The organism is Butyricimonas sp. Marseille-P2440 (assembly GCF_900091675.1).
In the GTDB taxonomy this organism is placed as follows: Bacteria; Bacteroidota; Bacteroidia; order Bacteroidales; family Marinifilaceae; genus Butyricimonas; species Butyricimonas synergistica.
The window spans coordinates 252,611-272,629 of record NZ_LT594609.1 but is presented as its reverse complement, the minus strand read 5'-3'; the positions used below and the strand labels follow the sequence as shown (position 1 = coordinate 272,629).

The following is a 20,019-nucleotide window of genomic DNA, read 5'->3' as shown; positions in this document are numbered from 1 at the left end:
TTAATGATTTAGGATATGAAAATATTTTTACAAATGATGCTTTTATTGTCCTTGCTGTCATTCAGTTCATGTAAGGATTGGTTGGATTTGCAACCGGAAGGACAGGCAACGAGTGACGACTTGTTTGCCACGGGCGACGGGTATCGTTCCGTCTTGGCGGGGATTTATCAGGCGATGGCGTCGAAGAACTTGTATGGTGTAGAGTTGCAGTTCGGGTTGGTGGATTGTATTTCGAGACAATATACGTGGAGTTGGAAATATAACATAGGAGGAGAATCTGATAACGTGTACAAGATTGCCCGGGAATACAATTATTATCACACGGACGTACGTTCCATGATTGATGCCATCTGGAAAGACGGTTTCAACGTGGTTGCCAACGCAAATAACTTGATTTTGAATCTGGAAAATGTTTCTTCAGATTTATTTGCGGGAGGTGAGCCGGAGCGGAAGATGATCTTGGGAGAGGCTTATGCTTGCCGGGCGTTGATGCACTTTGACTTGTTGCGTCTGTTTGCTCCCGCCCCCATACATGATGAGGGGGAACAACGTGTACCTTACGTGGAGGATTATCCTAATATTCAGCCGAACGGGATCGGCGTGAAGCCATTCTTGGAGAAGGTGATCCGGGATTTGAAAACGGCACGGGAATTGACGATGGAGTTTGATACTACAGCTTTGGGAATGAGTATGAGCGCATCCGGTAAATCCCGTTTTTACGGTGAGTTGGAGTACGGAATGGAGGGATACCAGAAAGAGGCAACGGTGGATGGCTTTTACCAGGGAAGAGGTTACCGTTTGAGTTACTATGCGATTACGGCTTTGTTAGCAAGGGTATATCAATATGCGGATATGCAAGAGGATGCCTTCCGCATGGCAAAGGAGGTTTTGGAATTCAAGGCGACGGGTCCCGGAGGAAGTTCGTACGATATGTTTTCCCGGGATGATTTTAACGGTATCCGTAGAAGTAATTACGAGGAAAAAACCGATTTGAAGAATGTGTCCGGCTTGATCTTTGCTATCTATAACGAAGAGGCGTATAATGATTACGGCTTGAGCAGCTTCTTCAGAAAGAAAGCGGACGGGAATAATCAAGGTAACTGGTTAATGCTTGATTTAGATAACCAGAATATTTTTCAACGACCGGACGGAACGATGGATGAGTCAAACGTGGATATTCGCTCCAGTTATTTGCTTTACAAGCCGGACGACCGGAATATATGGGGGAATTACAAGATATCCGCCAAGTGGTATTGCAGTGAAGATGCAAGTATCCGACGGGCAAATGTTCAGATATTGCCGGTGATCCGGGCGACGGAGATGCGTTATATCATGGCAGAGTACTACGCCAAGAAACAACAATTTGGAGAGGCTTATGATATATTGAATAATATTCGTCGGGATCGTTCGGATTGGGCAGAAGTGCAGGGACCGGATGGTGGATACCCGGATTGGGTGACGATGGAGGATTTGCCTGTCGCTTCGGATTATGCGACCTTCCAGCGGGATTTGATTCGCGATGCTCAACGGGAGTGGATTTCCGAGGGGCAATTATTCTACTTGTACAAACGTTTGGGGGCCAAGATATCTTTGAAGCCGGATGAAGTGCGTGAATTGAATAAATCGGAGTATATGTTGCCCGTGCCGGATAACCAAAATATGTAATCGTTAAAATTGAAAGAGTATGAAAAGAATATTATTGTTCGCTATTTGTGCTGTCGTATTCGGGGCTTGTTCCGAGCAGGATATTGAGCCGTTCGGTGATCGTCATGAAATTTATTTCTATAAGTTCTTCATGGACGAGAGGGAACCGGGTACGTCAAAGGCCGATTCCACGGATGTGACTTTCTTTTTTGCCAAGCCGACGGATGACCACGTGATGGCAGATGTGGTAGTGGCATTGGCAGGAAGACCTTTGACGAAGGATCTTCATTTCGGGTTGAAAGTGGTGGATGAGATGACCACAGCAAAGCCGGATGAATATGTTTTGGATGATGTTTACACGTTTCGTGCCCGCGAGATTCCAGAGGGGGACAAGTTGATTTTGGATACGATACAGATTCGCATGAACCGGAGTGCCCGTTTGAATGAATTGCCGGAGGGGCTTCGTCTGACTGTGGAGATCGTGCCGACGGAAGAGTTGTATGTCGGTCAATACGAGAGATCCCGAGCCGTGATTCACTTGACGAAGGATGCCGTGAAACCGGTATGGTGGACGGGTGAAGTTACCGCCGGATTGTTGGGGAATTATTCGTCGTTGAAGTATAAATTGTTCTTGGAGAATGTGCCGGGAGCTTATGAATTAGATGGCGAGATGATCCAAAATTATCCGGATGAGGCGTTCAAACTGACGAAGTTGTTCAAGCAATATCTGGCAGAGAATCCGACTTGGGATGAGGAGCATTATGAATGGATGAAAGTGGAAATTTAATTGATAAACGAGAATGTATGATGAAAAATATAAAACTATATTTTGTATTGTTCATGTTCGGTTGGTTGACCGGATGTTTTGAAGATGAGGGAAACTACACCTATTCAGAGTTAAATCCCCCGATCTGGGTACAAGAATTTAATGAAATATCCCCCAAGAATATATATGGTTATGCGGGTGATGGTGAGGTGATGAAATTTTTAGGTAGCAGCATGTTCCGCTGGGAAGGCGATTCTGCCGCCCGTGCCGCAGAGGTGCGTTACGAGTGGAAAATCGGGGATGTGGTAATTGGTGAAGAATTGGATTTTGAGATACCTACGGATGAATTGGTGGAGAAGATCGGTATGAAACGTTATAGTAACAGCCAAGGAGAGTGGGGAACGTTTAACGTGATCGAGAAAAAGACCGGGGTTGTTTTCCCCGCCCGTCTTTACGTGTGGATTTACCCGAGATTTGCGGTGAATGATTGGTTTATCTTGTCCGAGAATGGCGGGAACTCTAAGGTTTCGGTTATTCGCCGGCGAGTCGTTTCGGAAGCTGGGGAAAAGGTTTGGGGCTACGAGCTGAACGATAATGTCTACAAGCAGATTAACGGGCATGAGGTGCCGGGTAAACCGCTTGATTTGGTGATGGAGACTTCGCGTGACGTGAGTCCCAGTGGCGCTTGCGTGATTCTTACCGATCAAGTGGCCTACGAGGTGAATACCCAGAACATGGAGAAGGTGAGCGAGGTGAAAGATCAATTTTTGGATGGTACGCCTGAGAATTTCAATATTGCCATTATGAAAGAGAAAGCCCCGCAAAGCCCGAGTTTCGGGGAGGGGGCGGCTTCTTTTGTTGCCACGAAAGATGGGCGGTTGTTTACCCGAATGAGATCCGCAAATTATTTGAGCGGGAAGTATCTCTCGGAACCTTATTATATTGATGCGAAGGGATATAGAATTACGAAGATCGGACATTCGTTATATGGAGGGATGATACCCTGCTATGACGAAAAGAACAGAAGGGTTGTGATGGCGACTACTTGGAGGGTAGATGTTAATGAAAGTGGGGAAATGGGAGAAGGTACCTCTGTTTACAAGACACGGGTAATTCCGATCAAAGAGGATTATGCGGTGGAAGTAGCTGGATTCCCGGAAGGGACGGAAGTCCTTTATCTTTCCGCAAAAAATCATATCAGTTGGGGATATGGTGGAACGACAGGACTTTTTACGATTTATTATAACGATCCCACGAGATCTACTGAAAACACGTTTGTTGGTGATTTTTCGTATGATAATAGGAATAGTGCATTGACATATATGGGGTTTGAGCGTTGGTTCCGTTTGCCCGTGAAATTGGATGCCTCTTCGGTTTTTCTTGTCAGTGCATCGCAACGTGACATTAGTGCAGAAGTTAATGCCGCAAAATATAGAGATTTTTATACTGTGGGCAATAAATTGTATTACATACAGCGCAATACGGGTTATTATGATAAAAGCGTGCGGTTTTTAGAGTTCAATGCTGAATTTTCTTCTAAAATTACGTCCTTGGCTTATGCCTATGCCAATTTGGATCAATTGTGGGTAGGTTGTGAAGACGGAAATATTTTTGCTTATGATATAACCAATATAGCCTCTCCGCGGTTGCTCTTTAAAAAGAATGTGGGTGGCAAGGTCGTTTCCATGAAGCAGATCGGCTGGCATACGAGTTTTGAAGACTGGTATTGATGGTCATGATTTTAGGGTGATGAAGATGGTGTAGAGTTTATTGTTTCTAAAAGTTGCAGTCAGGTAATGGGGTGTAAAAGCTTTTGTTGCCTGACTGTGTTTTAATATTGTTTTTTGTAAGTATTGTAGTTATTTTCTTTAGGATTTAAATTGTTGGTAGCCTGATTATTTTGTGTTTTTGAAAAAATAATTGAAAAAAATGGATTTCCCGTTCCCCATGGATATGGATTTTCGTGTTATAGGAGTAAAAGAACGATTTTATAGACAATAAATTTATCTATGATGACGAGAAGAAAAGATGACAAGATGAATGATTCCAGTAAAAACGGGATGTGGCGGGACGGCACTCCTTTTCAAGTGGCGGAGTGGATTGCAGCTTTTCTGGCGGGGGAGTTGGCGGAGGAGGAAGAAAGAAAATTGGCTGAATGGAGAGATCGTTCCGATAAAAACAGGCGATTGTATGAACGTGTGCTGGATGAGGAGAACCGGAAGGCGAAGAAGGAGCGTTTTGCTTCTTTTGATAAGGATGCCGGGTGGGAAGGTTACAAGAGGAAATTGAGCCGTGAAAGAAGGTATATCAACGTGTGGGTACGAGTTGCCCGTTACGCGGCGGTGTTGCTGATTCCCTTGTGTGTGGTATTGTATTTCTGGAAGGAATGGAACGGGGACAAGGACGGTTTGCCGGTAATGGCGAGCCACGTGATAGAACCGGGTGGTTCGAGGGCCTCGTTGACGTTGTCGACCGGTGACGTGGTTGATTTGGCAACAATTTCCGGGAATATCCGGGGTGACGAGGGTATGATCGTGCGGAATAGCGGTAGTTTGCTTTCTTACCGGGACACGACGGGGATGGTGCCGACGGATAGCTTGGTATATAACGTGGTGACGGTGCCGAAAGGCGGGGAGTACCGGTTAGTGTTGAGTGACGGGACGCTAGTGTACTTGAACTCGATGACCCGGATTCGTTATCCCGTGCAGTTCTGCGGGGATTCCCGGGAGGTGGAACTGGAGGGAGAGGCTTATTTCGAGGTGGCGCGGAACGAGGCTAAGCCGTTTGTCGTGAAGACGGCGTGTTACGACGTGACGGTTTTGGGGACGCGGTTTAATGTTTTCGCGTATCGTAACGAGATCGAGTCGAGTACGACGTTGGCGCAGGGTGCCGTGGCTGTGTCGGGGAAAGGAATTGACGGTTCGAGGAGGTTGAAGGTCGATGAGCGGTTGGTTTTGGATAAAACGACAGGGAAGGTGTGCGTGGAGAAGGTGGATAGTCGTTACTACACGGCGTGGAAAGACGGTAAGTTCCGATTCCGTGATGTGCGCTTGGAGGACATCATGCGGATGGTCGAGCGTTGGTATGATGTGACGGTTGAGTATGACGGCGAGGAGGTGAAAGATTTGCGGTTCGGGTTTAACATGAGCCGCCACGAGACGATCGAGCCGTTGTTGCGAATTTTCGAGTTGAATGGTAAAGTAAAAATAGATAGAATCGGTAAAGTTTTAAAAGTTAAATGCGGTAGATAAGAAAAGCAGGAAATGCCGGTAACATTTCCTGTCCGAATTACCTCCGCTTAGGTAGAGATAATTATTAATGCATTAAAGTGACAAATTTATGGAAAAAAAATCGATGTTTCCGCGAGGTAATCTCGGGAAGTTTAAAAAGTTGTGGCTTATGATGAAGTGTACCCTATTATTTGTTTTGTTGGGGATCACGAGCGTGAACGCATCCGTGTATTCCCAGGCTGGGCAACAAATTTCTATCTCGATGAAAGATTCTTATTTGAAGGATGTTTTGTGGGAGATCGAGCGGCAGACTACTTTCGTGTTCATGTATAACCAGGAGGATTTGGATAAAGCCGGGAAGGTTAGCGTGAATGTCAAGGCCGCAGAAATTGAGAAAATCTTGAGAGAGTGTTTGAAAGGGACGGGTTTGACTTACGTGATCGAGGATGCCGTGATCGTGTTGAAACCCGTGAAGGAGGAAGAGAAGAAGAAAGAAATCCGTATTGCCGGTCGGGTGACGGACGAGGCAAAACAACCTTTGCCGGGGGTAACGGTACGTGTCAAGGGCGTGAATCTCGGAACTGCCACGAATGCCGAGGGACGCTACTCGCTGGCGTTGCCGGAAATGAAAGAGGTAGTGTTGGTTTACACGTTCGTGGGCATGGTTACCCAAGAGGTGAAATACACGGGCAAGGACACGATCAACGTGGTGATGAAGGAGGATAAGGTGAAGATGGACGAGGTGGTGGTGACCGGGTACATGAACGTGCGCAAGGAGAGTTTCACGGGAAATGTGACCACGGTGACGAAAGACCAGTTGATGAAGACGAACAACAAGAACGTGATTGCCGCATTGCAGGTATTCGATCCTTCTTTCCGCCTCAAGGAGAATAATATCTGGGGTTCGGACCCGAACGCCTTGCCGGAGTTCAATATCCGGGGAGAATCGTCTATCGAGATCAACAAGGGGTTGGAAGCTGAGAGAAACCGGCGTACCCAGCGGACGAATTTGAAAGATAACCCGAATTTGCCGATATTTATTCTGGACGGATTCCAGGTGGACGTGCAGAAGATTTACGATATGGATATGAACCGTATCGAGAGCATGACGATTTTGAAAGATGCGGCAGCGACGGCAATGTACGGTTCGCAGGCGGCTAACGGCGTGGTAGTCGTGACCACGGTAGCCCCAAAGCCGGGAGAGATGCGCATCACGTATAACCTTAGCGGAGGTGCGGATTTTCCGGATTTGTCGGATTACAATCTTTGTAACGCGAAGGAGATGCTGGAAGTGGAACGGTTGTCTGGGGAATATACTCCCAATGAAAACAATTCACAATCCTATTGTGACCAGCAATATCATGCCCGATTGAACAATATTTTGCGGGGGGTGGATACGGATTGGTTGTCCAAGCCGCTGCGCAATGTGTTCAACCACACGCATAGCTTGAATATCCAAGGGGGAGAAGAGAGTATCCGTTATAGCTTGGATTTGAGTTACGACAGTAACAACGGAGTGATGAAAGGTTCCCACCGCAGAAGGATAGGTGCCGGCTTGACCTTGGATTACCGACCGAAAAAGTGGTTGCAAATGTTGAATTCCATCACGTATAACCGGACGCAATCGGAAAATTCACCCTACGGGGATTTTTCCCAATACACGACGTTAAAACCTTACGTAGAATTGTACGATGAGAATGGTGAAATGTTGAAAGAAGTTTCTGTCGGGAGCTATAGTGCGACGAATCCGTTGTATAACGTGCATTATTTGAACAGTTTCGATGGACGGGGATCCAATGATGACATCACGAACAATTTTAATGTGAATATGTATTTTTTGGACGGTTTCCAATTCAAGGGTTCTTTTAGCATTCGGAAACAGACAGGAAAAACGACATCGTTTGTTGATCCCCGAGAAAGCTCTTTCGGCGGGACCGGTGATGAGCATAAGGGAAGATTAAGTATTTCCAACAGCAGTGGTTGGAGCTGGAGTGGTAAGGCGATGTTCTATTACAACAACACGTTCTCCGAGCACCATTTCTTGAATGTGACTTTCGGTGTGGATTTGAGCGAGGATAAGAGCGAGTCGTCTTCTTATTCGTTCACGGGATTCGGGTTGAGTAATGCTTATTCCCCGATTTATGCGGCAAGGCAAGAGGATAAAACCAGTGTTTCGTCCAGTAAAAACCGGAAAATAGGGATCTTGGGTGCGGTCAATTATTCGTTTAAGGATATCTATCTGTTGGACGGTTCTTTCCGTTTCGATGCTTCTTCCAAGTTCGGGAAAGACAAGCAGTGGGCTCCCTTCTGGTCTTTTGGAGTCGGCATCAATTTTCATAATTATGCTTTCATGAAGGACAGTTGGTTGGTTTCCACGTTGAAATTGAGAGGTTCTTACGGTAGTACCGGTAACGTGAGCTTCCCGGCGAGTATGGCAACCACGACGTATAAAGTCGATACCGATGCCTGGTATTTCACGGGACCTTCTGCCGGATTGTTGGCGTTGGGAAACCCGAAGTTGACTTGGGAAAAGACCAATACTTTGGACCTTGGTTTAAACATGGGATTCTTGAATGACTTAGTTTCGTTGAACTTCGCATATTATTGCAAGAAGACCACGGATTTGATTGATAATATCAACGTGCGCAAATCTTCTGGTTTTACCTCTTACAGCGTGAATGCCGGCGGAATTAAGAACGAGGGTATCGAATTAGGTTTGAATGCCACGCTTTTCCGTAATAAGGACTGGATGGTATCTGTTAGCGGTACATTAGGACATAACAAGAATGTGATCACGGAATTGGGCGAAGACGTGCAGGCATACAATGCGGCGATATTGAAAGAGTGGGAGAATTTTAAAAATGGTCAAGGTAATAAAGAATATGCGGATCTTTTGACTCGTCCAGTCATTTTGTATTACAAAGGTGCCTCCAAATCAGCTCTTTATGCGGTTCGTTCGGAAGGGATCGACCCGGCAAACGGACGAGAGCGGTTTATCAAGAAAAACGGAATGTCGACCTACACGTGGGATGCCAACGACCAAGTGGTTGTGGGAGATAAAAACCCGGATGCACAAGGGTCTTTGGGATTGAACGTGAGTTGGAAAGGTTTTTATATGAACGCTTCGTTCATGTATCAATGGGGTGCCCAAGCATACAACGAGACCTTGTTGAACAAGGTGGAGAATGCGCATATTTACAAAGATAACGTGGATAAACGCGTGTTGACGCAGCGGTGGGTGAAACCGGGTGATCGTACTCCTTTCTATGACATGGGAAAAAATACGGAAACCCAGGTGACCTCCCGGTTCGTGCAGGACTATAACTATTTTAATCTTAGCGGACTCTCTTTGGGATACGATTTCAATCGGGCTTTGATCTCGAAATATCGTCTGAACACGTTGTCCGTTCGTTTTAATATGAACGATGTGTTCCGGTTGTCGACGGTGAAAGAGGAGCGGGGTACGAGTTATCCCTTTTCACGGAATTATAGTTTTACGGTTAGTATAGGAATTTGATAAAAAAAGCAGTGATATGAAAATATATAGTAGAATATTAGCCATTGTATTCCTGTTGTCGTTCACGGCTTGCGAGAGCTGGTTGGATGTGCAGCAAGAGGGAGAATTTGAGTCGGAGCATTTGTTTGCTGAAGGAGAAGGATACAGAGCCGTGTTGAACGGTTTGTATAAATCCATGGGGGCTCCTAATTTGTATGGTCGGGAGTTGTCGTTTGAGATGCTGGATTGTATGTCCCAACAATATGATTTGAGTGATGATCAGGTGAATAGTAATGATGCGTATAGAGATTTTCAGGGATTCAGGTATTTGAACAATACGACTCGGGATATGATTAACCAAGTGTGGTTGTCTGCTTTCAAGGTGATTGCCAATGCAAATGATTTGATTCAGAATATAGAGCAGGCTTCTGCCGACCAATTTCGGCAAGGCGAGTTGGAGAGAAGTCTGATCATGGGAGAGGCGTATGCCTGTCGGGCGTTGATGCACTTCGATATGCTGCGTTTGTTTGCTCCGGCACCCGTGAATGATGACCAACAGACTTATGTGCCTTATGTTGAAACTTACCCGAATATCTTGGCAACGAGCATACAGGTGACTCCGTTCTTGGAGAAGGTGATTGACGATTTGAAACGTGCCAAAGAGTTGGTTGCCGTGTATGATACCACAGAAGCGGGGAAAGAAGCCAATGCGACAGCGTCGGCACGGACCTCTTTGCCCTCAGGTGCGGATTACGAGGACTTCTTTTACGGACGGGCTTATCGATTGAATTATTATGCAATTGTTGCCTTGCAGGCACGTGTGTATCAATATGCAAACCGTCTTGACGAGGCTTTTGCCTGTGCCAAGGAGGTGGTGGAGGCTGGAACACAAAATGGGGGTAAGGCTTTTTTTACAGATAATTTTAACGGATTGACTTCCGTTGTCGGTGATCCCGATGATCCTAATGGTATTGCAACCTTTGATGCCCGTGGTGATTATAAGTCGAAATCAAGCGTGCTTTTTGCTGCTTATAATAAAAGAGCGTATGAAGATGCCGGTTTAGGAACTTATTTCAGACCGAAAGCCCCAGAGGGAGGTGGAGGAGCTCGTAATGTTTATTTCGTGGTACGGCGTGAGGAGTTATTCAAGAGTCGCGGTGTTGACGAATGGGAAACGGATATTCGTTCCAAAAACCTGATTTTTTATGCTCAAGGTGTGTATATGATTTCGGGTAAGTGGTATGTTCCTTCAAGAAATCCTGAAGAGAGCGAGCATTTGAGGATGTCCCCGGTATTGCGTTTGACAGAGATGCGCTACATTATGGCTGAGTATTATGCCAAGAAAGGAAATTTCGAAGAGGCATACTCTATCTTGAATGACATCCGGGAGAAGCGCGGTTTGGCGAATGTGTTGACCCAGCGAAACAGCTTTGCGGAATTCGTGACGGATTTGGTGGAGGATGCGCGTCGGGAGTGGATTTCGGAAGGGCAGTTGTTCTACTTGTACAAGCGATTGGATGCTCCTTTTGAGCAGAACCGGAAATTGACAAAAAGCGAGGCTTGCTTGCCTTTGCCAGCGGATCAGAAATAAATCAGTTGAACTCGATAAAGAAATGTTATGAAAAGAGGTATATATATATTATTCGTTACGTTTGTGTTGTTAGCCGCTGCTTGTAGCAAGGATGAGATCAACATTTTTAGCGGGAAACATCAAATTTATTTCGATAAATTTTACATGAATGCCCTAGCTCCGGGAACCGAGCAGGCAGATACGACTCAAGCATCCTTCTTTTATTATCCGGATGGGACGAAATCGATACAGGTGAAATTGGCGGTGCAGTTGTCCGGAACGATGTTGGATTCGGATTTGCATTTTGGATTGAAGGCCATAGAGGAAGCTTCTACTGCCCAACCGGGGGAATACACGTTGGAGGAGCAATATACTTTTCATGCCCGTCCCGTGGCAGAGGGTGATAAGGAAATCCGGGATACAATCACGGTGACGTTGAACAAATCGGATCGTTTGGTGTCGTTGGGCGAAGAGGGCATCCGCTTGGTAGTGGAGCTTGTCCCGAATGAAACGGTGGACCTCGGGCAATATGAACGTCGGCGTGCCGTGATCGTGTGGACGAACGTGGAGGGAATTCCCGAGTGGTGGGATTACGAGGTGCGGTATGCCCTATTGGGCGAGTATTCTTACGAGAAGTATAAATTGTTCTTGGAGGTAGTAGAAGAGGCTAACGATTTCAATGGCGAGCTGATCAAAGAGAATCCGGCAAAAGCGATTGATATGGTCAACCAGTTCAAAAAGTGGTTGAATGAACATTTAGATGATCCGGTTGATGGAGAAAAATACCAACGTATATTGAATTCATTGGTTTAATGCTAAAATGAAAGAGTATGAGAAATAGTATAATATTCTTAGGAATCTTCATGTTGGGCTTTTTAACAGGCTGTTTTGATGATGAAGGAAATTATGATTATAAAAAAGTCAATGAACCGAATTGGAAGGAAAATACAATTCAAATGACCGCACGTGCGGGAGAGATAACGAAGTTTAGAGGAAGTCCCTATTTTTCGTGGAGTGTGGATTCTTTACAACGGGCATCGGAAGTGACTTACGAGTGGAAGTTGGAAAACGAGGTGTTGAGTCATGAGGTGGATTTTGAGATGCCGACTAACGAGCTTATTGGGCGGATCGGTTTGGTGAAGATTGAGTCAAAACCTCGAAGTGGTACATTTTCGATCATTGAAAAAAATACCGGAGTTACTTTTGTATTGCCGATATCTGTGACTTTTACACCTACAAATGCTTCGGCAGATTGGTTTGTGTTATCGGAAAACGGGGGAAATTCCAAACTTTCTTTCATCAAGCGTGTTGCGGATGCCGGCATTTGGAGTTACGAGTTGAGAGAAAATGTTTATGCAGAGACGAACGGTGAAGAGCTTGTCGGGACTCCCCAATTTATGAATTATGCTAGTGGGGCCACGCATATCGGGACGATGGGGACGATTACGGTGGTCACTTCTTCCGGGATGTACGAGATTAATTGTGAGAATTTCATGAAGGTGGGAAATTTGGAAGAGGTGCCGTGTGCCGGAAATATCACGGCTCGATATGATGTAAAAGGAACCGACTACGGTTTACAGACTTTTGTGAAAGATGCGGATGGGTTGTTGTATCGCCGGATGATGAGTAAGAATAATTTGATGGGGGCATTTGGTCGGGAACCGATGGTTTTGGACGCCAAGGGATATAGTATTTCACATATTGGTCATTCTTCAACATGGTTTGATCCCATACCGTGTTATGACGCTTTGAATAGACGGGTGGTTACAATCTTATTCACGAAGAGTGGAGCGTTGAAATTTGAGGAATGGTTTCCCGGTTCTGGAATGGGAAGTTGGGTTGAAGATGGCGAGCAATTTCAGATAGCCAATTTGGTATCGACAAAATCAACGGCAAGTATGGAGATTGATGGATGTGCTGAGGTTTGGAATATGCCGGAAGGAACGAAACCTTTGTATCTCTGGTATGTAAAGGAGGCGGGGCATCCTTTTATGGGAGGGAATTATCCGGTTCTTGGGATGATTTACAATGATGTTTCCGGTAAGACTTGGTGGACAGAGTTTGCCACGAATGCGAATACCGGACAGGTGGAAAACAGAAGTGACAATAGACTCATGGAGTTTCCTGCGGGAAATTTGCAAGAAGGAACTCTTTTCTTGACCAGAATAGGATCAAACTATGGAGCACAAAAGCAAGATTACGTATTATATAATAAGGGAAATGAGATCCGTTATATCGATCGTGCTTTGGGATATAGAGATCAGCCATTCATTACATTGGAAGATCCGAATGATCGAGTGACGTATATGGCTTGGGGGGCATACGAGTCCTATGGCAGATTGTTTGTGGGTACGGAAAAAGGAAATTTTATCGTGTATAGTACACCGTATGGTGAACCTTTGACAGTTAATCCTAAAGTGATTAAGATATTGAATGTAGGGGGTAAGGTGGTTTCTTTAAAAGAGTTGAATAATGATACACAAATTATAGATCAGTATTAAAGTAGGATATAAATCATATTGTATGTCAGAATCAATAGTAAAAATAGATCATTTGTCCCATCGTTACAGCGTGCAGTGGGCGATACGGGATATAGATTTTGAAATAACAAAAAATGGTATTTACGGGTTACTCGGCTCCAATGGAGCCGGGAAATCCACGACGATGAATATCATGTGCGGGGTGTTGAAGCAGACGGAGGGGGACGTTTACATCAAGGGGATCAGCGTGAGCAAGAACCCGGTGGAGGCGAAGCGGCATATCGGATTTTTGCCTCAGGTGCCGCCTTTGCACCCGGACTTGACGGTGGAGGAGTACCTGGAGTATTGCGCCGAGTTGCGTCATGTGCCGACCCGCGAGGTGAAGTCTGCCATCGGGGAAGCGATGGAGCGTTGCGGTATCACCCATTTCGCCAAACGGGTGCTTCATAACCTGTCGGGCGGTTACCAGCAGCGTGTGGGGATTGCCCAGGCGATTATCCACAAGCCGGACCTGGTGGTGTTCGACGAGCCGACGAACGGTTTGGACCCGAACCAGATCGTAGAGGTGCGCCACTTGATCAAGGACATTGCCCGGGAGCGGACGGTAATTCTCTCGACGCATATCCTGACGGAGGTGCAGGCGACTTGCGATTATATCCGGATGATCGAGCAAGGGTCATTGGTGTTCTCGGGTACGGTGCATGAATTCGACAACTATATCCAGCCGAGTACGTTGCTGGTGTCGCTGGCGGCGGTCCCCCCGGTGGAAGATATTCAAGCCCTTCCGGGCGTGGTACGGGTGGACGAGTTGGGAGGTCCCCGTTTCCGGATTCATTTCTCGGACGCGCGGGAGGTGATGAACCGGATCGTGGAGGCAAGTTTCACCCGAGGTTGGCAGTTGACGGAATTGCAACAGGAGAAGAGTTCTTTGGATACGATTTTTGCGGAGTTGTCCAGAAAGTAAGGTTAATTTTATATTCAGAATAGAGATGAAGATTATATTCAAGATAGCAAAAACGGAATTGCGGGACTTGTTTTACTCCCCGATCGCATGGTTGATTTTAATCATATTCACGTTCCAAACGGGGATGTTGTTTGCCGATTCGATTTCGCATATCGTGGCGACCCAAAGCAAGGGGTATAGCGGTTTGTACCGGACCTTGGGGATTTATGGCGGAGAGAGAGGTTTGTTCGTGGCGGTACAATCCTATTTGTATCTTTATATCCCGTTGTTGACGATGAGTTTGATGAGCCGGGAGTTGGGGAGTGGTTCTATCAAGTTGTTGTATTCCTCGCCGGTCACGAATGTTCAGATTATTTTGGGAAAATATTTCGCCATGCTGGCTTACGGGTTGGTGTTGACGGGCGTGTTGTTGGTTTACTCCATTTACGGGATGTGCACGATCGAGAACGTGGATACGCCTATTATTCTGACGGGTCTTCTCGGTTGTTACCTGTTGTTGTGTGCTTACGTGGCGGTAGGTTTGTTTGTGTCGAGCCTGACGCCTTACCAGATCGTGGCTGCCGTGGGCACGCTGGCGATTCTTGCCGTGTTTACTTACGTGAAGGGGATGTGGCAGGCGGTGCCTTTCCTTCGGGAAATCACTTACTGGTTTGGGATGACGGGACGGTCGGATAATTTCATGAACGGGATGATTTGCAGTGAGGACGTGCTTTACTTCGTGGTGGTGGTGCTTTTGTTCTTGTTGATGACGATCATTCGTTTGCAGAGCAGGCGGCAGAAGGTGCCTTTCCTGACCTTAGTCGGTAAATACGTGGGCGTCTGGGGTGTCGCCGTGGTGTTGGCTTTCGTTTCTTCCCGTCCGGTATTTAAAGGGTATTATGATGCCACGTACACGAAGATGAATACGTTGACACCTAATAGCCAAGAGATTATCAAGCAATTGAAAGGCGGTTTGACGATTACGACTTACGTGAACATCCTTGACGTGAATAATTGGGTGGGTTTCCCCGAAAATTATAACGAAGATGTACGTCTTTTCGAACAATACACCCGTTTCAAGCCGGAAATCAAGATGAAATACGTGCTCTATTATGACACGGTGAAAAACGACCAGCTTGAACAGGCATACCCGGGAATGACTTACGAGGAGAAGGCCAGGAAAGTGATTGAACGGCAGAAGTTGAATCCGCGGAAAATTTTAACGCCGGAAAAAATTCGGAAACGTATTGATCTGAGAACAACGGAGGGGAATCGTACGGTGCGTTTACTGGAACGCGAATCGGGAGAGAAAACTTTCTTGCGACTTTATAACGATGCCTCGATCCATCCCACGGAATCGGAAATTTCGGCAGCATTAAAGCGTTTGGTGATGACGGATTTGCCGACGATCGGCTTCCTAACCGGTCACGGGGAGCGTGAAACGGACCGCCCGGGAGATCGGAATTATTGTATGTTCACGCACTTGCCTATGTTGCGGCAGGCGCTGGTGAACCAAGGTTTCGATTATCAGGACGTGACGTTGGACCGGGAGATACCGGAGGATATTAGTATTTTGGTTATTGCTGAGATGCGAGAACCCATGACGGAGGCGGAGAGGGTGTATTTTGACAAATACGTTGCCCGCGGGGGAAATCTCGTGATTATCGGGGAACCGGGGCGCCAGGAGGTAATGAATCCGATACTTGATCCGTTCGGGGTGAAATTAGTGGATGGTTTCCTGATCCAGCCGGAAGAGGAGAGTGAACCGCAAGAGTTGAAAGCGGATAATATGGACCTCGGACCTTTTGCCGGATTCACGGCTCCGAAGCAGCCGATTGATTTGATTCGTACGCAACCGACCAAGGGGGCTCAAAAATTGTCCTACTATTTTTCTTATATGATACCTAATTACGTTGCGGCGATGCCCACGGCTGCCGGTTTGGAGTACACGACGGACAAGGGATTTGAGGTTATCCCGTTGTTCATGTCGGACTCTACTTGCTGGAACGAGTTGGAATACACGGATATCGTGGATAAGGACATCGTGTATAACCCGGCTGCCGGGGAGGTACAGAAATCGTATCCGTTGGCTTTGGCGTTATCCCGTAAAGTGGGTGACCGGGATCAGAAGATTGTTGTTCTTGGGGATGCGGATTGCTTGAGTGACGGTGAGTTGACTCGTAGTAGACAGCCGTTGTGGACCGCTAATTACACGATTATTCAAGCCAGCTTCTTCTGGCTGTCGGATTACAAGGTGCCGATCGACATTAGACGCCCGAGTCCTATTGACCGAAGAGTAGACGTGAGTACATCCGGAGCAGAAGTGTTGAATTATGCCTTGATAGGCGGTTTCCCGGGATTATTGTTTATTCTTTATATGTTCATTTGGTTGAGAAGAAGGGGTAGGTAAAATTTGTAAATTAATCATATTGTATGTCAGAATCAATAGTAAAAATAGAACATTTATCCCATCGTTACAGCGTGCAGTGGGCGATACGGGATATAGATTTTGAAATCACCAAGAACGGTATTTACGGGTTACTCGGCTCCAATGGAGCCGGGAAATCCACGACGATGAATATCATGTGCGGGGTGTTGAAGCAGACAGAAGGGGACGTTTACATCAAGGGGATCAGCGTGAGCAAGAACCCGGTGGAGGCGAAGCGGCATATCGGATTCTTGCCTCAGGTGCCGCCTTTGCACCCGGACTTGACGGTGGAGGAGTACCTGGAGTATTGTGCCGAGTTGCGTCATGTGCCGACCCGCGAGGTGAAGTCAGCCATCGGGGAAGCGATGGAGCGTTGTGGTATCACTCATTTCGCCAAGCGGGTACTTCATAACCTGTCTGGCGGTTACCAGCAACGGGTGGGGATTGCCCAGGCGATCATTCACAAACCGGACCTGGTGGTGTTCGACGAGCCGACGAACGGTTTGGACCCGAACCAGATCGTAGAGGTGCGCCACTTGATCAAGGACATTGCCCGGGAGCGGACGGTAATTCTCTCGACGCATATCCTGACGGAGGTGCAGGCGACTTGCGACTATATCCGGATGATCGAGCAAGGGTCATTGGTGTTCTCGGGTACGGTGCATGAATTCGACAACTATATCCAGCCGAGCACGTTGCTGGTGTCGCTGGCGGCGGTCCCCCCGGTGGAAGATATTCAAGCCCTTCCGGGCGTGGTACGGGTGGACGAGTTGGGAGGTCCCCGTTTCCGGATTCATTTCTCGGACGCGCGGGAGGTGATGAACCGGATCGTGGAGGCAAGTTTCACCCGAGGTTGGCAGTTGACGGAATTGCAGCAGGAGAAGAGTTCTTTGGATACGATTTTTGCGGAATTGTCCAGAAAGTAAGGTTAATTTTTTATTTAGAGTAGAGATGAAGATTATATTCAAGATAGCAAAAACGGAATTGCGGGATTTGTTTTATTCCCCAATAGCCTGGTTGATTTTAATCATATTCACGTTCCAGACCGGAATGTTATTTTCCGGTATGATTTCGCAAATAGTAGGTTTCCAAGCCATGGGGGGAGGAGGAGGAGAAGGAAATTTGACGTTGGGGATTTTTGGCGGTCAACGGGGTTTGTGTGTGGCGGTACAATCCTACCTGTATCTTTATATCCCGTTGCTGACGATGGGAGTGATGAGCCGGGAGTTGGGGAGTGGTTCCATCAAGTTGTTGTATTCCTCTCCGGTGACGAATGCCCAGATTATTTTTGGGAAATATCTCGCTATGATGATCTACGGGTTGGTATTGATGGGCGTGTTGCTCGTTTACGGTATTTACGGCATGTTCACGATAGAGGGGGCAGATGTGCCGGTTATCCTGACGGCTATCCTCGGTTGTTACCTGTTGTTGTGCGCTTACGTGGCGGTGGGTGTGTTCATGTCGAGCCTGACTTCTTACCAGATCGTGGCTGCCGTGGGCACGCTGGCGGTACTTGCCGTGTTGACTTACGTGAAAGGTTTGTGGCAAACGGTGCCTTTCGTTCGGGAAATCACCTACTGGTTCGGTATTACGGGACGGTCGGATAATTTTATGAACGGTCTGATTTGCAGCGAGGATGTGCTTTATTTCGTGGTAGTGGTGCTTTTGTTCCTGTTGATGACGGTCATTCGTTTGCAGGGCAGACGGCAGAAGGTGGGTTTCTTGACCTCGGTCGGTAAATACGTGGGCGTGTGGGGAATTGCCGTGGTATTGGCTTTCGTTTCTTCCCGCCCGGTATTCAAGTGCTATTATGATGCGACCCACACGAAGAAGAATACGCTGACGCCGAACAGCCAGGCTATCATCGAGCAATTGAAAGGCGGTTTGACGATCACCACTTACGCGAATATCCTTGATGCGAACGGCTGGGTGGCTTATCCCGCGAATTATAATTCGGATATGCTTCTTTTCGAGCAATATACCCGCTTCAAGCCGGAGATCAAGATGAAATACGTGCTCTATTATGACACGGTGAAGAACGATTATCTCGAAAGGGCTTACCCGGGAATGAGTTACAAGGAAAAAGCAGAAAAGGTGATCGAGGAGAATAAATTGAACCCGAAGAAGGTTTTGTCGCCGGAAGAGATCCGGAAGATTGTTGATTTGAGAACGACGGAGGGAAATCGCACGGTGCGTTTGTTGGAACGGGAATCGGGAGAGAAGACTTTCTTGAGATTTTATGATGACCATATACGTGTGCCTTACGAACCGGAGATCTCTGCCGCGTTGAAACGTTTGGTGATGAAGGAATTGCCCACAATCGGGTTCCTTACCGGTCACGGTGAGCGTGAGACGAATCGTCCCGGCGATCGGAATTATTGTATGTTTACCCATTTGCCCACGTTGCGCCCGGCGTTGGTGAATCAAGGATTTGATTACAAGGAGGTGACATTGGAGAAGGAGATTCCCGCGGACATCAATATTTTGGTTATCGCCGAGATGCGAGAGCCCATGACGGAGGCGGAGAAGGTCAATTTTGACAAGTATGTTGCCCGCGGGGGGAACTTGATGATTGTCGGGGAACCGGGTCGTCAGGGGGTGATGAGCCCGGTGCTTGACCCGTTCGGGGTGCGCCTGGTGGATGGTTTCCTGATCCAGCCGGAAAAGAAGAAAAGCCCGGAAGAGGAGAAGCGCAATAACCGGAACCTCGGTCCGTTTGCCGGTTTCGTGGCACCGAAGTTGCCGATAGATGTGCTTATTTCACAACCGACCTTGGAGGCAGAGGCGTTGTCGTACCCTTTTGGTGATTTGAAGCCTCGCGGTTTCGTGGTGGCGATGCCTACGGCTGCCGGTTTGGAGTACTCGACGGATAAGGGCTTTGAAGTGATCCCGTTGCTCATGTCGGATTCGACCTGTTGGAACGAGGTGGAGCACACGGATATCGTGGATCAAGAGATCGTGTGTAATCCTGCCGCCGGAGAGGTGCAGAAGTCTTACCCGCTGGCGTTGGCGTTATCCCGTAAAGTAGGTGACCGGGAGCAAAAAATTGTGATTCTCGGTGATGCCGATTGCTTGAGCGACGGGGAACTGACCCGTAACCGGAGTCCTTACATGGCGGCTAATTACGGGATCGTTCAGGGAAGTTTCTTCTGGATGTCGGATGGCGAGGTGCCGATTGACGTGAGACGCCCAAAGGCACGGGACGGAAGGGTAAACGTGGGAGATACCGGGGTCGAGATCCTGAATTATGCCTTGATGGGCGGTTTCCCGGGATTGCTATTTATTATTTATATGTTGATCTGGTTGAGGAGAAGAGGTAGGTAGTATTGTTTTTTGTGTTTTTTGAAAGTTACGGTCAGGTAGTGGGGAAGGTTGCTCGCTGTCTGACCGTGCTTTTTTAGGGGAAGTTTTGAGAGATGAAAGTTTATAATTGTAATGTAAACTACTTAATGTTAAATATTT

At 47.1% G+C, this 20,019-nt stretch carries 12 protein-coding genes; all 12 read left to right on the top strand.

What is annotated here, in order from left to right:
- Positions 1–15 precede the first annotated feature (15 nt).
- The 12 genes from BN8899_RS07105 to BN8899_RS07050 all read left to right on the top strand — a co-directional run bounded on the left by BN8899_RS07105 (position 16) and on the right by BN8899_RS07050 (position 19,881).
- A complete protein-coding gene (locus tag BN8899_RS07105; RefSeq protein ID WP_026207765.1) occupies positions 16–1,665 on the top strand; it encodes a RagB/SusD family nutrient uptake outer membrane protein in 1,650 nt (549 codons plus the stop codon).
- A gap of 19 nt (positions 1,666–1,684) precedes the next feature.
- Entirely contained in the window at positions 1,685–2,431 is a 747-nt protein-coding gene (locus BN8899_RS07100) for a DUF4843 domain-containing protein (protein ID WP_018338965.1), read from the top strand.
- A 17-nt stretch (positions 2,432–2,448) separates the two neighbouring features.
- A complete protein-coding gene (locus BN8899_RS07095; RefSeq protein ID WP_018338966.1) occupies positions 2,449–4,140 on the top strand; it encodes a PKD-like family lipoprotein in 1,692 nt (563 codons plus the stop codon).
- Positions 4,141–4,419: 279 nt separating this feature from the next.
- Complete coding sequence (locus BN8899_RS07090) at positions 4,420–5,661, top strand: FecR family protein (RefSeq protein WP_065218885.1); 1,242 nt, start codon at positions 4,420–4,422, stop codon at positions 5,659–5,661.
- 148 nt (positions 5,662–5,809) lie between these two features.
- Positions 5,810–9,157: a SusC/RagA family TonB-linked outer membrane protein gene (locus tag BN8899_RS07085; protein WP_231932289.1), complete on the top strand. Its 3,348-nt coding sequence runs from the start codon at positions 5,810–5,812 to the stop codon at positions 9,155–9,157.
- A gap of 16 nt (positions 9,158–9,173) precedes the next feature.
- Positions 9,174–10,727, top strand: coding sequence for a RagB/SusD family nutrient uptake outer membrane protein (locus BN8899_RS07080; RefSeq protein WP_018338969.1), 1,554 nt, complete (start codon positions 9,174–9,176; stop codon positions 10,725–10,727).
- 27 nt (positions 10,728–10,754) lie between these two features.
- Positions 10,755–11,519: a DUF4843 domain-containing protein gene (locus tag BN8899_RS07075; protein WP_018338970.1), complete on the top strand. Its 765-nt coding sequence runs from the start codon at positions 10,755–10,757 to the stop codon at positions 11,517–11,519.
- A 17-nt stretch (positions 11,520–11,536) separates the two neighbouring features.
- On the top strand, positions 11,537–13,207 hold the full coding sequence (locus BN8899_RS07070; RefSeq protein WP_018338971.1) for a PKD-like family lipoprotein: 1,671 nt from the start codon (positions 11,537–11,539) through the stop codon (positions 13,205–13,207).
- Positions 13,208–13,229: 22 nt separating this feature from the next.
- The gene (locus BN8899_RS07065) at positions 13,230–14,150 is read left to right on the top strand and encodes an ABC transporter ATP-binding protein (protein ID WP_026207768.1); all 921 of its coding nucleotides are present in this window, start codon (positions 13,230–13,232) and stop codon (positions 14,148–14,150) included.
- Positions 14,151–14,175: 25 nt separating this feature from the next.
- Complete coding sequence (locus tag BN8899_RS07060) at positions 14,176–16,539, top strand: Gldg family protein (RefSeq protein ID WP_018338973.1); 2,364 nt, start codon at positions 14,176–14,178, stop codon at positions 16,537–16,539.
- 23 nt (positions 16,540–16,562) lie between these two features.
- On the top strand, positions 16,563–17,483 hold the full coding sequence (locus tag BN8899_RS07055; protein ID WP_018338974.1) for an ABC transporter ATP-binding protein: 921 nt from the start codon (positions 16,563–16,565) through the stop codon (positions 17,481–17,483).
- A gap of 25 nt (positions 17,484–17,508) precedes the next feature.
- Positions 17,509–19,881, top strand: coding sequence for a Gldg family protein (locus BN8899_RS07050; protein ID WP_018338975.1), 2,373 nt, complete (start codon positions 17,509–17,511; stop codon positions 19,879–19,881).
- The last annotated feature ends 138 nt before the right edge of the window (positions 19,882–20,019 follow it).